Source organism: uncultured Tateyamaria sp. (assembly GCF_947503415.1).
Taxonomy (GTDB): domain Bacteria; phylum Pseudomonadota; class Alphaproteobacteria; order Rhodobacterales; family Rhodobacteraceae; genus Tateyamaria.
Genome location: NZ_CANNDS010000001.1, coordinates 704,561 through 719,361 on the forward strand (window position 1 = coordinate 704,561; position 14,801 = coordinate 719,361).

Below are 14,801 nucleotides of genomic sequence, written 5' to 3' on the forward strand. Positions count from 1 at the left end.
TTCTGCACTAATTAAATTCAAATATGCGCATATGTACTAAAGGACACGAACCATGATCTCGCGGCGGGACTTTCTTCAGGTTGGTATGGCGGCCTCGGCGCTGATCGGCGCATCGGGGTTTGGCAACTGGGCGCGGCTGGCCGCCCAACAGGCGCTTACGCAGGACCAACTGCTGAACTTTGACACGTTCGGCAACGTATCGCTGATCCACATCACCGACATCCATGCGCAACTGAAACCAATCTATTTCCGCGAACCCTCGGTGAACATCGGCGTCGGCGGCAACAAAGGCGCAGTACCGCATGTGACCGGCGCTGACTTCCGCAAGCTCTATGGCATCGACGATGGCTCGCCCGCGCATTACGCGCTCAGCTCCGGCGACTTCTCCTCGCTTGCCCAAGGCTATGGCCGCGTCGGCGGGCTGGACCGGGTTGCCACCGTGATCAAGGCGATCCGCGCCGACCGCCCCGATGCGATCCTGCTGGATGGCGGCGACACGTGGCACGGATCCTACACCTGCCTCAAGACCCAAGGCCAGGACATGGTCAACGTGATGAACGCGTTGAACCCTGACGCCATGACCTTCCATTGGGAGTTCACGCTGGGGTCCGACCGCGTGAACGAACTGGTGGAAAGCCTGCCATTCGCGGCCCTTGGCCAGAACATATTCGACGTCGAATGGGACGAACCGACAGACCTGTTCCCGCCCTACAAGATGTTCGAGCGCGGCGGCACCAAGGTGGCCGTGATCGGACAGGCGTTCCCCTACATGCCCATCGCCAACCCCGGCTGGATGTTCCCCGAATACGCCTTTGGCATCCGGGACGAGAACATGCAGGCCATGGTGGACGAGGTCCGCGCCGCTGGGGCCGAATGCGTTGTCGTACTCAGCCACAACGGCTTTGACGTCGACAAGAAAATGGCCACGGTCGTGTCGGGCATCGACGTGATCCTGTCGGGCCACACCCATGACGCCCTGCCCGAACCCGTGGTGTCGGGCGAAACACTGATCTTCCCATCAGGCTCCAACGGCAAGTTTGTCACCCGCATTGACCTTGATATCCGCGATGGGCGCGTGCTGGGCTACAAATCCAAGCTGATCCCGATCTTTTCCGACGTGATCACGCCAGACGCCGACATGACCGCCCTGATCGACGCCCAGCGCGCACCGTTTGAGGCCGAGTTGTCGGAAGTGATCGGTCAAACCGACAGCCTGCTCTACCGGCGCGGCAACTTCAACGGCACGTGGGATGACCTGATCTGCGACGCCCTGCTCAGCGAGCGCGAGGCCGAGATCGCGCTCAGCCCCGGCGTGCGTTGGGGGCCATCGCTTATCCCCGGCCAGGACATCACCCGCGAGGATATCTTCAACGTCACCTCCATGACCTATGGCAAGGCGTATCGCACGGAAATGACCGGCGAATTCCTCAAGGTCGTGCTCGAAGACGTGGCCGATAACATCTTCAACCCGGACCCCTACTATCAACAGGGCGGCGACATGGTGCGCACGGGCGGGCTTGGCTACCACATCGACGTCAGCCAGCCGCAAGGCAGCCGCATCAGCAACATGACCCTGCTCAACACGGGCGAGGCGATTGATCCGGCGCGCAGCTACGTGGTCGCGGGCTGGGCTTCGGTCAACGAAGACACCGAAGGCCCGCAAATCTGGGACGTGGTCGAAGATCACATCGCCAAGATGGGCACCGTCACCGTCAATCAGGACAACAACAGCGTCGTCGTCACCGGCGTTTAACCAAGGGACATCGAAACCATGGATGACATGTTCAAACCATCCCGGCGGGCCTTCCTTCGCGGCTCTGCCGCCGTGGCCGCCGGATCTGTCGCGGGGGCGGCATCGGCCAGCGGACCCGACCCGCTGATCACCGAATTGCAGGACTGGGCCAGCTACACCGGCGTGGGCGTTGACGAAACACCCTATGGCATGCCCATCAGCTTCGAGAGCCACGTGGTGCGCCGCAATGTCGAGTGGCTGACCGCCTCGCCCATCTCGTCCATCAACTTCACCCCGATCCATGCGCTGGACGGCACGATCACGCCGCAAGGCTGCGCGTTCGAACGGCACCACTCGGGTGCGATCGAGCTGTCGAAGCCGGACTACCGTCTGATGATCAACGGCCTCGTCGATCAACCGTTGGTCTTTACCTATGACGACCTGATGCGCTTCCCGCGCGAAAACCACGTCTATTTCTGCGAATGCGCCGCCAATACCGGCATGGAATGGGCAGGTGCACAGCTGAACGGGGTGCAGTTCACCCACGGCATGATCCACAATATGGAATATACCGGCGTGCCCCTGCGGACCCTGCTGAAAGAGGCGGGCGCGGATATCTCATCCGACAAATGGGTCTATGTCGAAGGCGCAGATGCGTCCTCGAACGGCAGGTCCATCCCGATGGAAAAGGCGCTCGATGACGTGCTGGTGGCGTTCAAGGCCAATGGTGAGGCGTTGCGCATGGAACATGGCTATCCCGTCCGGCTGGTCGTGCCGGGCTGGGAAGGCAACATGTGGGTCAAGTGGCTGCGCCGCATCGAAGTGACCGACATGGCTGTCGAAAGCCGCGAGGAAACCAGCAAGTACACCGACGTGCTGGAGGATGGCACGGCGCGCAAGTGGACGTGGGAGATGGACGCCAAATCCGTCATCACCTCGCCCAGCCCGCAGATGCCGATCACTCATGGCAAGGGGCCGCTGGTCGTCTCGGGCCTCGCGTGGTCCGGTCACGGCAAGATCACCCGCGTGGACGTGTCCAAGGATGGCGGCATCACATGGGAAACGGCCCGTCTCGGCAAGCAGGGAGACACCAAGGCGCTCACCCGCTTCTACCTCGATATGGACTGGGACGGCGCGCCAATGCTGCTGCAATCCCGCGCCATGGACGACACCGGATATGTGCAGCCCACCAAAGAGCAATTGCGCGAACAGCGGGGCGAGAACTCCGTCTATCACAACAACTGTATCCAGACATGGTACGTGAATGCAGAAGGGATCGCAGAGAATGTCGAAGTCTCCTAACTTCCTTATCCCCGCGCTTGGCGGTACGGCCCTTGTCCTTGGGGCGGCCTTTGCCCTGATGAACCGCGACTATGCGGCCGACAAGATCGACACGCTTGAAACCCGTGTGGAACAGGTGTCGGCACAAGCCACCAGCGCCACCGAAAAGGCCAGGGCCGAAGCCGCCCGCGCCGCTGAGCTGGAACAGCAAGTGGCCGAGATACAGGCCGTGGCGTCTGGCGGTCTGATCGCAGAACCTGCACCCGATGCCGATGGCCGCTACGGTCTGGGCCGCGCGGCCCTGCCCGAAGAGATCGCGGCATGGGACGTGGACGTCCTGCCCGATGGTCGTGGCCTGCCCGAGGGCAGCGGCGATGTGTGGACCGGCGAAGAAGTCTTTGTCGACAATTGCGCCTCCTGCCACGGCGACTTTGCCGAAGGGGTCGATAATTGGCCCGTGCTTGCAGGCGGTTTCGATACCTTGGCCGACAAGGATCCGGTGAAGACCGTGGGCAGCTACTGGCCCTATCTCTCGACCGTCTGGGACTACGTGCACCGCTCCATGCCCTTCGGCGGGGCAGGCACGCTCACCAATGATGAGACCTACGCCATTGTCGCCTACATCCTCTACTCCAACGACATGGTGGATGATGATTTCGTGCTCAGCCGCGAAACCTTCACAGACGTCGAAATGCACAACGCAGATGGCTTTGTCGTCGATGACCGGGCGCAGACAGAATATGCCGAATGGCGCACCGAACCCTGCATGGAAAACTGCAAGGACGAGGTCGAGATCACCATGCGCTCCGTCTTTCTGGTGGAAACACCGCCCGAGGGGGGGTCGAACTCCATCATGAACCCCGCCAAGGTCGACGATCTGCCCTCCTTCACCGCGGACGGCCCCTCTTTCATCCCGGCGGCGGCACCCAAACCTATAGAGGCGCCTGCACCCGAGGCGACACAAACCGCCGCAACCGACGACGACGCGATGCTGAAACACGGGGAAAAGGTGTTCAAGAAATGCGCCGCCTGTCACGCCGTGGGGGACGGTGCCAAGAACAAGGTTGGACCGCAGCTGAACGGTGTCATGGGCCGGACCATGGGGTCGGTCGAAGGGTTCAAGTATTCCAACGGATTTGCCGAAGCGAACGCCGAGGGCAAGACCTGGACCCCCGAAGAAATGGCCGCCTTCCTGGCCAAGCCCAAAACCTACATGAAAGGCACCAAAATGGCCTTTGCCGGGCTGAAGAAGGACGAGGATCTGGCAGCGATCAACGCCTATCTGGCGAGCTTCGGGAACTGACGGCCATGCGGTCCGTGTTCAAATACCTCGCGGTCGCATCGCTGCTCGGCCTGCCCATCGCGGGCCACGCCGACACCGGCGACGCAGAGGCGGGCGAAAAGGTGTTCCAGCAGTGCAAGGGCTGCCATCAGGTCGGCGCGGGGGCCAAGCACCGCAGCGGGCCGCACCTGAACGGCCTGTTCGGGCGCAAGGCCGCGAGCCTTGACGACTTCCGCTATTCCAAAAGTTTCCAGCGCGCAGGCGCAGGCGGGCTGGAATGGCACGCCGACACACTGGACGTGTTTCTGGAAAACCCGCGCGCCATGGCGAGCGGCACGCGGATGAGCTTTCGAGGCATCAAAAACGCCGATGATCGCGCAAACCTGATCGTCTACCTGCGCACCTTCTCAGACGATCCCGCAAACATCCCCGAGGCGGATCCAACCGCCCAAGCGCTGGACCATGACCTCGACCCGGCCATTCTGGCGCTCAAAGGTGACCCGGAATACGGCGAGTACCTGAGCGGCGAATGCACCACCTGCCATCAAGCCGCCGGTGGTGATGACGGCATCCCGTCGATCACGCTTTGGCCCGAGGATCAGTTCGTCGTGGCCATGCACGCCTACAAGACCAAGCAACGCAATCACCCGGTCATGCAGATGATCGCCGGGCGGCTGGGCGATGACGAAATTGCGGCCCTCGCCGCGTATTTCAAAGACCTCGAAAACTGAGGCAACCCTAGGGAGGAGACTGACATGACACTGAACAGAAGGACGTTCCTTGGCGCATCTGCCGTGGCCGCCGCGACGCTCGCAGCGCCGATGGTACGGGCCCAAGGCAAACCGCGCGTCGTCGTGATCGGCGGCGGTGCAGGTGGGGCCACGGCCGCGCGCTACATCGCCAAGGACAGCAAGGGGGACGTTGATGTCACCCTGATCGAACCCACGCGCACATACTATACCTGCTTCTTCTCGAACCTGTATCTGGGCGGCATCAAGGACATTGATGATCTGGGCCACAGCTATGGTGGTCTGGCCGCAGGCGGCGTGAACGTGGTGCATGACTGGGCCGTGGGCGTGGACCGCGATGCCAAGACCGTCACCCTCGCCGGGGGTGGGTCGCTGCCCTATGACAAGCTGATCCTGTCGCCCGGCATCGACTTTGTCGACGGCGCTGTAAGTGGCTGGGACCTGTCGGCCCAGAACGCAATGCCACATGCCTACAAGGGCGGGTCGCAAACCGAACTGCTCAAGGCGCAGCTCAAGGCGATGCCCGAAGGCGGCACCTTCGCCATGGTGGCCCCGCCCAACCCCTATCGCTGCCCCCCAGGCCCCTACGAACGGGTGTCGATGGTCGCGCACTATCTCAAGGCCAACAATCCGACGGCCAAGATCATCGTCGCCGACCCCAAGCCGAAATTCTCGAAAATGGCACTGTTCCAGGAAGGCTGGAACAACCACTACGCGGGTATGGTGGATTGGATCGGTGAGGACTTTGGCGGTGGCGAAGTGTCCGTGGACCCCGCGACCATGACCGTGACCATCGACGGCGAAGAGACCAAGGTGGATGTCTGCAACGTGATCCCCGCCATGAAAGCGGGCCGCATTGCCGAAATCGCTGGTGTGACCGATGGCAACTGGGCCCCTGTCAACGCCGCCGACATGTCAAGCAAGGCCGACCCGGATATCTACGTTCTGGGCGACGCCAGCCAGCAGGGCGATATGCCCAAATCCGGCTTCTCGGCCAACAGTCAGGCCAAGGTCTGCGCCAACGCCGTGCGCGGCGCGCTGACCGGGTCCAAGGTGTTCCCGGCCAAGTTCTCGAACACGTGCTGGTCGCTCATTGACGCCAATGACGGGGTCAAGGTGGGCGCGACGTATGAGGCGACGGACGAAAAGATCGCCAAGGTCGATGGCTTCATCTCGCAGACCGGTGAAACATCGGACGTGCGCAAAGCCACCTACGAGGAATCCGAAGGCTGGTACGCGGGCATCACCGCCGACATGTTCGGCGCGTCTGTCTGATACCGCGGCGGGGCCTTGATACTTCTCAAGGCCCCGCCCGCACATGCGTGCAATTCTGCGGCATGATCAGGAGGATAAGATGAAACAGACCATTCTTGCCGTGACCCTCGGCCTCGCCGGTGCCGCCCACGCAGACAGCCCCATCGTGGTGCCCTATGACGGGTCATTCGATGATGCGACCTTTGCGGTCGAAAGCGCCATTGTCGGTCAGGGGCTGGTGATCGACTATGTCAGCCATGTGGGCGACATGCTGAACCGGACGGGTGCGGATGTGGGCAGCGACACGCAGCTTTTCGACAATGCAGACATCTTCATCTTTTGCTCAGCCGTTGTGTCACGCGAGGTGATGGAAGCCGATCCGATGAACATCGCCCACTGCCCCTATGGCATCTTCGTCGCCGAACGGGACGGAGAGGTGATGGTGGGCTACCGCGACTACCCCGACGGCGAGATGCAGAAAGTACAGGCGCTGCTGGCCGACATCGTCGCCGACGCCGTGGAGAACTGATGAACTACACCGCCTTTTTCCGGTCCGAACTGGACTCCCTGCGCGACAGCGGCAACTACCGCGATTTTGCTGAACTCGAACGCCGTCGCGGCGCCTTCCCATCCGCCACGTGCCACAACGGCCCGGGTGAGGTGACGATCTGGTGCTCCAACGACTATTTGGGCATGGGCCAGCACCCCGTTGTGCTGGATGCCATGCACGAGGCGCTCGACCGGACGGGGGCGGGCGCCGGGGGCACGCGCAACATTTCGGGCACCACCCATGACCACGTGCTGCTCGAGGCGGAACTGGCCGACCTCCACGACAAAGAGGCGGCGCTGCTGTTCACGTCCGGCTACGTGTCGAACTGGGCAGCCCTTGGCACTTTGGGCGCACGGATACCCGGGCTGACAATCCTGTCCGATGCCCTCAACCACGCGTCCATGATCGAAGGGATCCGGCATTCCAAAGCCGCGCGGGTGATCTGGAAGCACAACGATGTGGCCGATCTCGAGGCAAAGCTGGCCGCCCTGCCCCCTGATGCGCCCAAACTGATCGCCTTCGAATCCGTCTATTCCATGGACGGCGACATCGCCCCCATCGCCGAAATCTGTGATCTGGCAGATCGCTACAACGCCATGACCTACCTGGACGAGGTGCACGCCGTTGGCCTTTACGGCCCGCATGGTGGGGGCATTGCGGAACGCGAAGGCCTTATGGACCGGCTGACCGTGATCGAAGGCACACTTGGCAAGGCCTTTGGCGTGATGGGCGGGTATATCGCGGCCTCCGCCGAGATTTGCGACTTCGTCCGGTCCTTTGCCAGCGGGTTCATCTTTACAACCGCCCTGCCGCCCGCCGTGGCCGCCGGTGCTGCGGCGTCAATCAGACACCTCAAAACCAGCACATCGGAACGCAGCGCACATCGAGCCCGCGTGGCTGACGTGCGTGCGCGCCTCGACGCGATCGGCCTGCCGCATATCGACAATCCCAGCCACATCATCCCGGTGATGGTCGGCGACCCGGTGAAGTGCAAGTTCATCTCGGACACGCTGCTCAAGGATCACGGGATCTATATCCAGCCCATCAACTACCCGACCGTCCCCGCGGGGACAGAGCGGTTGCGCATCACACCGTCGCCCGTGCACAGCGATGCGGATGTGGAGCGATTGGCGGCGGCACTGGAAGACCTCTGGACCCAATGCCAATTGGCGCGACGCCCCATGGCGGCACAGTGACGGGCTAGGCTGATCGCAGCAGTTTTCCCCGTGACGCCATCCAACGATGCGTACCCATGGCCCCCAGCCACATGCAGAACACGGCAACCCATGCGGTCAGCGCCATGATGGAGCCGCCCGCCATGCCAGCCCCCACGGCACAGCCACCCGCCAACATGCTGCCGAACCCCATAAGGATACCGCCGACCAGATACCGCTCCATCGGCGTATCTGCGTCAAAGCGCTGAATGCGCGCTTCGCCCTTGATCAGCGCCGTGACCAACGCGCCGACAAAAACGCCGGGAACAAGGCCCAGACCAAAGCTGGGCGCGACCTGCGGGGCCGTGACAAGCGCCATCAGCGTGTCGGTCGACGGACCGGTAAAGGTGACGGACTGCACCGCGATCACCTCAAACGAGGCCTGCGCAATGGCATAGGTCGCGACCCACCCCAGAAAGACGGCCAGCCCTACAAAGGCCGCCGCCACAAGCTCGGAGACGGGCACACGCTCAAGACAGCCAAAGATCAGCGCCCCCACCAACGCCAACGCCGCGACACCGGTGATCACGGGCAAGCCAAGACCAAGGATCGCAGCCATGCTGCGCGTCGCGCCACCCGGCACGGTCCACAGCAACGCCATCCACTCGCGGATCGGCGACAGCGCGCCGCTCAGCGCGGCCTGGGCCACGATCGTGACGATCAGCCCCGTGACAATGGCCCGCAGATTGCCGGTGGCCGACAGAACAAGCAGGCGGCTCACACAACCGCGCGCAAGGATCATGCCCACACCGAACATCCCCCCACCGATGATCGCCCCGGACAGGCTGCCCGTCGCAGCCAACTGCCGCGCCCCGCTCAGATCAACAGCGCCCGTCATGACCGTGATTTGCACAGCCAGCAGGGCCGCGAAAAAGGCAACAAGCCAGATCGCCAGACGCGGCCCCGCCTGCCCCTCCGCCACCTCCACGGCTGCCGCACGCAGGCAGAACCGCGCGTGCAACGCCGCGGCACCGAACACCAATCCCACAAGCGCGCCCGCCGCGCACATTACTGCCGGATCGCCAAATCGGTCTATCAGGCTTTCCATGTCCATACGCTCCCGTCTCAGACCACGTATGCACGCAGTGACAGACCGCAGACACCTACGCCTTGACCCATCGCAAATGGCCCCGGGTTATTCGAATTCCATCTGCTCGAACACGCGGCCCGCATTTCTGGTGGCCAACTCCTCGAACGTGTCGAGGTGGGCATAGGCACTTTGATCGACGTAATAGGCCTCTGCCAATTCGCCGCCCGCGTCCAGATGTGCGCCCACCGCCTCGCGCAGATGGACAAGATAGTCCCGCGTGTACCGGCGCACCTGATCCATGTTGGTCGGATGCCCGTGGCCCGGAATGACGTAAGTTGCGCCAAGCGGCTCGAAACAACACTCCCATGTTTCGATCCAGTCCAGCACAATCGTGTCCTCGAAAATGGGCAGCATCCGCTCGTGAAACGCCATATCGCCTGCGATCACCAGCCCCTGTTCCGGCAACCAGACCTGCGTGTCACCGGGTCCATGCGCAGGACCAAGATGCAGGACTTCCATCCGGAACGCGCCCATCTCGATCACTTTCCTGTCCTCAAAGGTCTCTGTCGGAGGGGCGACGAAGGTTCCTTCGGCCTTGTCCCGGTTGTAGCGTTCCATGTTCTCAAGGATGCGATTGCCGCGTTCTTCGATCTCGTGCGCGGCATCCACATGAGCAAGGATCGGCACCCCCTGCTCTGCCCAGTATGAATTGCCAAGCATCGCGTGGCCCTGTCCGTTTTCATCAATGACCAGTTTCACGAGCTGGTCCGTGATCTCCTTGATCTCGTCATGCAGCGCCTTGGCCAGCAGATACGCAGCGCCGCCATTGATCACGACGACACCGTCGCCCGTGACAATGAAGCTCAGGTTGTTGTTGTGACCACTGTTTTCGTAGGTGGGCGGCGCCGTCGCACCAATGGCCGACCAGACATGCGGGATCACCTCCACCGGTTTTGAATACAGCAGCGACGCCGGATACTGATCCGCTATGTCCTCACTGGCAAAGGCAGGTGCAGCGCACAGAACCAATGTACATGCCCAGCGCATCACGCGGCACCCGGCAGGAACACATATCCCTCCGCATCACGATCCACACGACCCATGCCACCTTCAGGCAGATGGAAGCCGACAATCTGCATCTGCTCGGACATGATCCGGTCAAACAGCACAGCGCGCGTGGCGGCCGCCAGATCACCATTCTGGTCCGCCCCGCTGATCCAATCGGGCTTGCGGAAGGCCACGTGGTGATTGCCAATGGCATCGCCCAGAACCAGCGCACTGTCCGACCCGTTGCGAAGCTCGAAACTCATGTGCCCCGGCGTATGACCGGGCGAAGAGACGGCGGCAATGCCGGGCAAAATCTCTTGCCCGTCCTCAAAGAACACAACGCTGTCCTCGATCACTTCCATCCGCCGCTTGGCACCGACCGCAAATGCGGCACGGGCATCGCCAATGGTGTTTACCGTGTCCGGATCCCACCAGTAGTCCCACTCTGCACGGCCCATCCTGTAGGTGGCATTGTAAAACAGCGGATCGTCAAATTCGTCGATCAGCCCCCAGATGTGATCCGGATGGGCATGGGTGAATACCACGTCGGTGATGTCTTCCGGCGCCAGCTCCACCGCGTTCAAACTCTCCAGAACCGTGCCCGCGGTTGGCATGAAGTCCGGACCCGACCCGGCATCGAACAGGACGGTGCGTTCACCATCCCGGTACAGCGCCAGATTGCATTCCGGTGTCAAACGCTCGTGGGAAATACCGAAGTCTGCCAAAACGCGCTTCAGCCCATCCTGAGGCATCGGCTCAAAGATGAAATCTCCGGGAAGTATCAGGTTCCCGTCACTCACCGTCGTCAATGTCGCCTGCCCGACGCTCGCGCTGGTCACTTTGGGGAAAACGGACAAGGATGCTGCCGCAGCGGCACCGCCTTGCAAGAGGAGCGATCGTCTATTCAGCTTCACCATGTCACCTCGCATTCTTTAATATGAATATGTAGGGAATGCCGCTTAAATGCAAGCGCTTGGTGCGTGCAGAACGTGTCCTGACAGCCGAATGTACGGCGCGGTTGACGGTGTTGCAGGGCTCACTGGTCTTCGACAGCCATACTCGGTTGTGCGAGGGTCTCAGAAATCCACTTTGACCCGCGCCAATCCGTCAACGCGAGGCACAATCGCCTGCACTGTAGCTCACATGTCCCTAGACCAACTCATCACGTCAAAGCCCCGAACATACGGCCAAGCCAAATGTTCTGAACCGCGGCTGCGCGCCCCACCTGAACAGGCGCATCCAAACGTGCACACCCCAAAATACAAAAAATGGCGATCCCTGAAGGACTCGAACCCTCAACCTGCTGATTAGAAGTCAGCTGCTCTATCCAGTTGAGCTAAGGGACCGCTGTACCCGTCTTGCCGCAGGTCAACGCGCAGGGCAAGGGTTCAGAGCGTGCGGGTCATGAAAACGCTCAAGGGGTCCTCACGATAGGTCCCGAAAGGCGGGCATTCCGTGAAGCCGTGCGCAGCATACAAGGTGCGGGCCGGGGCAAACATCTCTGCCGTCCCGGTCTCGAGGCTGACGCGGGTCAGACCGATGTCGCGGGCATGCGCAAGCAAAGCCAGAAGGACGTGACGGGCCACACCCCGCCCGCGGGCTTCGGCAGCCGTGTGCATGGACTTCAACTCGCCATGCTCTGGGCCAATCACGGCAATCGCACCAACGCCAAGAACGGCAGCCCCCTCGCGAGCGGCAAACAGCGCCGCGTCGCGCTCCAGCAACGCATCGGGCTGCATCACATGGCAGCTTTCCTCGGGGGACGATGCGCGCATCAAATCGAAATGACGTTGCAACAGCGCCGTCACGGCAGGGCTGTCCACGCCCATACGTTCCACCGTCAGACCACTCACAACGGCGGCCCCACGAAAGCGACGTCATACAGTTCCGCAAGTTCTGTGATGCGCGGCATGTCGGTGGCCGGGCTCAACCCTTCATCCGACACGGCGCGGAAAAACGCGTCGCCGCCGCCGGGTGACAGGGTGATCAGCACAACGGACCCGTCCGGGGCCAGCCCCTTGAAGGCATGGGGCACACCCATGGGGATCAAGACGGTGTCGCCTGCGCCCGCCTCGAACTGCGCGCCATCGGCTTCAAACAGGACACGACCGGTGCGCACGACGAAAAGCTCGGCTGCGCTGGTGTGGATGTGTCGGGGCGGGCCCGCGCCCTCGGGCACGTCCTCTTCCCAGACCGATGGCAGGGTCGCGTCGCCTGTGACGTGAAAGCGCCGGGGCAATCCAAACGCGTCATTCGGGGCGCCCGCCCCTGCAGGCGTGTGCACCGCGCCACCCATCAATGGGTCCAGGCACCGCGCCGGTTTGTGGCAAAGTTGTCACCGTATCCGCCGGGGCGAATGTTGGCCCTGCGCTTGTTTGGCTCTTGCACCTGCGCGTCGATGCCATGTTCCTTGGCATAGTCGAGGGCAGCCTCTTTGCTTTCAAATGTCATGTGAACCTGCGCTTGCGTGTCGGACGATGACGTCCAGCCCATCAGCGGATCAACGGACCGGGCAGATGCAGGTGCGAATTCCAGCACCCAATGCTTGGTCTTGGCCGTGCCCGATGACATGGCCGTCTTGGCCGGTTGAAAGATGCGTGCGCGCATGAGGTCGCTCCATTCTGGCTCCCGAATATATCGGGAATTCCGGCCCGCGCTGCAAGATGCGAATTGTCTCAGATGCAAAGCGTGCCATAACAAACAGATGCAAGACACAGACGCGCATATCGCCTGGATCCTGTCCACAGGACGCATGTTGGGCCTTCAGGCATTGGTGGACGGCCTGGGGCCACGCCTGCGCGACGGGGGCATGGACCTGATGCGCTTCAGGCTGGGCATGCGCACCACGCACCCGCTGACCACCGCGCTCAGCTTCGTGTGGGAAAATGAGGGCGGACCGATTGTTCAGGTCGCAGCCCCGCATGGGCTGGAAAGCCGCTCCGCGTATGTCGGCAGCCCGATGGAACATGTGGCCACGACACGCACGCCGTACCGGCGCAATCTGACAGGGCCACTGACGGACACGGACCATACCATTCTGCACGAACTGAAAGAACGTGGTGCGACGGATTACTACGGTGTTCCGCTGGACTTCGTGGCCGCATCAAGCGGTATCATGATGGTCGTGTCCGATGGCGCAAACGGGTTCAGCGACGACGATATTGCGCTGCTCACCACGCTGTCGCAGGTTCTGTCACCCGTGGCCGAAGCCCACGGCAACTTCCACCTCGCCACGGCCATCGCCACCAGTTACCTCGGCCCCAATACGGGCCAGCGGGTGCTGGACGGCCAGATCACCCGCGGTGACATCGAGACGACGCAGGCCGCGATCCTGTTCTCGGACATCCGCGGCTGGACCGCCCTGAACGCCGCCGAACCACCAGAGCGGGTGCTTGAAATCGCCAACGGGTATTTCGAGGTGATGTCGGATGCCGTCGACAACAACGGCGGCGAAATCCTCAAGTTCATGGGCGACGGCATTCTTGCGCTCTTCCCCTCCGACGGCAGCGATGCGGGCAAGGTGCAGGCCTGCCGACAGGCCCTCAGCGCCGCCCACGCCGCCCTCGGGATCGCCCGACTGGCCGACCTGCCCGTCCCCTTCGGCACCGGCATCCACTATGGCGAATTGCTCTATGGCAATGTGGGCGCGCGCGAACGGATCGACTTCACCGTGCTGGGCCAGTCCGTCAACATCGCAGCCCGGGTCGAGGCGTTCTGCGGCAGGCTCGACGAACCCATTCTGCTGTCGGACCACGCCGCCCGGCTGACGGGCATGCCCACCCGCCACGTGACCACCGAAGTGCTGAAGGGGCTGGATATGCCCATGCCCCTGCACGCACCGAACGTCCCCTGACCTTCGCCCCGCAACACGCTGTACACGCCAAAGCACGGTTGTGCCCGGTGCCACAAAACCTGCGCGGAATTGGGAGTCAATGCGCGTGCATATGAGAGCCTGCAAGGGCGAGAGTGCCGCACACGGCGGCACCCTCACGCATCAGAAGAAATCGTAGTCGATGCTTGGCGCAGGGTTGCTGTACTGGCCTCCTCTGCTGAAGTCAGAGTTGTCGAGGGGGACATCGAAGGTGCCGAAACTGCCATCATTGGTGTAGTAATAGGTCGTCTTCGTCTCGTTCATCCGGTCGTAGACAGAGAAGGTTGCGCTGTCGCCACCCGGCTCCACGGACAAATCGTACTCGATGTTCGGAGGCGTCGACTTGAACTCGAAACCGTCCTCACCGTCGAGGCGACCGTCGAGAAAATCAAAGGCGGCATCCACGAAGTCGCCAACCGTGGGCGGTGTGTCATCGCCGTCGGCGTCGGACGGGCGCGGTGCCGTCACGATGATCTCATTCTCTTCCTCCGGGCTTGGTGGCGTTGCGCCCCCTCCGCCCCCACCGACAGGGCCTTGTTGGCCTTGGACGACGCCGAAGGTGCCGAAGGTGCCGCCGAAACCACCCCAAAACCCACCGCCACCATTGTCGTCTGTGGAAATCCGGTCCGCTGTTACCACAATCTCGTTCTCTGTTTCTGTGTCGTCGTCACTGGGCATTGAGCATCTCCATGGTTGAGGTATCAGGACAGGCTAGCCAGCGCGCGTGACAGATCAAACAACAGGATGCGCGCGCCCCTTGGATGCGCGGCAGATCGCTTGTTGCACATCCA

General features: G+C 62.3%; 15 protein-coding genes and 1 tRNA gene. 8 read left to right on the forward strand and 8 right to left on the reverse strand.

The window, feature by feature from the left end; genetic code table 11:
• Positions 1-52: 52 nt before the first annotated feature.
• The 7 genes from soxB (at position 53) to hemA (ending at position 8,044) form a co-directional block, all read left to right on the forward strand.
• Positions 53-1,753, forward strand: coding sequence for a thiosulfohydrolase SoxB (gene soxB, locus Q1A32_RS03375; protein ID WP_299649535.1), 1,701 nt, complete (start codon positions 53-55; stop codon positions 1,751-1,753).
• An 18-nt stretch (positions 1,754-1,771) separates the two neighbouring features.
• Positions 1,772-3,034, forward strand: a complete 1,263-nt coding sequence (gene soxC, locus Q1A32_RS03380; RefSeq protein WP_299614968.1) for a sulfite dehydrogenase — start codon at positions 1,772-1,774, stop codon at positions 3,032-3,034.
• Positions 3,018-4,316: a c-type cytochrome gene (locus tag Q1A32_RS03385; protein ID WP_299649538.1), complete on the forward strand. Its 1,299-nt coding sequence runs from the start codon at positions 3,018-3,020 to the stop codon at positions 4,314-4,316. The genes soxC and Q1A32_RS03385 overlap by 17 nt, the downstream gene beginning before the upstream one ends.
• A gap of 5 nt (positions 4,317-4,321) precedes the next feature.
• Positions 4,322-5,026 (forward strand): c-type cytochrome, encoded by a 705-nt coding sequence (locus tag Q1A32_RS03390; RefSeq protein WP_299649541.1) that lies wholly within the window; start codon positions 4,322-4,324, stop codon positions 5,024-5,026.
• Between the two features lie 24 nt (positions 5,027-5,050).
• A complete protein-coding gene (locus Q1A32_RS03395) occupies positions 5,051-6,319 on the forward strand; it encodes an NAD(P)/FAD-dependent oxidoreductase (RefSeq protein WP_299649544.1) in 1,269 nt (422 codons plus the stop codon).
• A 79-nt stretch (positions 6,320-6,398) separates the two neighbouring features.
• On the forward strand, positions 6,399-6,827 hold the full coding sequence (locus Q1A32_RS03400) for a DUF302 domain-containing protein (RefSeq protein ID WP_299649547.1): 429 nt from the start codon (positions 6,399-6,401) through the stop codon (positions 6,825-6,827).
• Positions 6,827-8,044: a 5-aminolevulinate synthase gene (gene hemA, locus Q1A32_RS03405; RefSeq protein WP_299649550.1), complete on the forward strand. Its 1,218-nt coding sequence runs from the start codon at positions 6,827-6,829 to the stop codon at positions 8,042-8,044. The genes Q1A32_RS03400 and hemA overlap by 1 nt, the downstream gene beginning before the upstream one ends.
• 4 nt (positions 8,045-8,048) lie before the next feature.
• Here the strand turns inward: hemA and Q1A32_RS03410 are convergent, their stop codons facing one another.
• From Q1A32_RS03410 to Q1A32_RS03440, 7 genes are all read right to left on the reverse strand, one after another.
• The gene (locus Q1A32_RS03410) at positions 8,049-9,110 is read right to left on the reverse strand and encodes a YeeE/YedE family protein (RefSeq protein ID WP_366141197.1); all 1,062 of its coding nucleotides are present in this window, start codon (positions 9,108-9,110) and stop codon (positions 8,049-8,051) included.
• Positions 9,111-9,197: 87 nt separating this feature from the next.
• A complete protein-coding gene (locus Q1A32_RS03415; protein WP_299649555.1) occupies positions 9,198-10,139 on the reverse strand; it encodes an MBL fold metallo-hydrolase in 942 nt (313 codons plus the stop codon).
• Complete coding sequence (locus Q1A32_RS03420; protein WP_366141198.1) at positions 10,139-11,056, reverse strand: MBL fold metallo-hydrolase; 918 nt, start codon at positions 11,054-11,056, stop codon at positions 10,139-10,141. The genes Q1A32_RS03415 and Q1A32_RS03420 overlap by 1 nt, the downstream gene beginning before the upstream one ends.
• 352 nt (positions 11,057-11,408) lie before the next feature.
• Positions 11,409-11,485: transfer RNA gene (locus Q1A32_RS03425), tRNA-Arg, on the reverse strand.
• Between the two features lie 42 nt (positions 11,486-11,527).
• Positions 11,528-11,992 carry a GNAT family N-acetyltransferase gene (locus Q1A32_RS03430; protein WP_299649558.1) on the reverse strand — a complete coding sequence of 155 codons (465 nt, stop codon included), beginning with the start codon at positions 11,990-11,992 and terminating at the stop codon, positions 11,528-11,530.
• Positions 11,989-12,435 carry a cupin domain-containing protein gene (locus Q1A32_RS03435; RefSeq protein ID WP_299649561.1) on the reverse strand — a complete coding sequence of 149 codons (447 nt, stop codon included), beginning with the start codon at positions 12,433-12,435 and terminating at the stop codon, positions 11,989-11,991. Before Q1A32_RS03435 ends, Q1A32_RS03430 begins: the two co-directional genes overlap by 4 nt.
• A complete protein-coding gene (locus Q1A32_RS03440; RefSeq protein ID WP_299649564.1) occupies positions 12,435-12,746 on the reverse strand; it encodes an ETC complex I subunit in 312 nt (103 codons plus the stop codon). Before Q1A32_RS03440 ends, Q1A32_RS03435 begins: the two co-directional genes overlap by 1 nt.
• Positions 12,747-12,843: 97 nt before the next feature.
• On the opposite strand from Q1A32_RS03440, the gene Q1A32_RS03445 reads away from it, so the two are divergent.
• Positions 12,844-13,992, forward strand: coding sequence for an adenylate/guanylate cyclase domain-containing protein (locus tag Q1A32_RS03445; protein ID WP_299649567.1), 1,149 nt, complete (start codon positions 12,844-12,846; stop codon positions 13,990-13,992).
• A gap of 141 nt (positions 13,993-14,133) precedes the next feature.
• On the opposite strand, the gene Q1A32_RS03450 is transcribed toward Q1A32_RS03445, so the two are convergent.
• Positions 14,134-14,688 carry a hypothetical protein gene (locus tag Q1A32_RS03450; RefSeq protein WP_299649570.1) on the reverse strand — a complete coding sequence of 185 codons (555 nt, stop codon included), beginning with the start codon at positions 14,686-14,688 and terminating at the stop codon, positions 14,134-14,136.
• Positions 14,689-14,801: the final 113 nt, after the last annotated feature.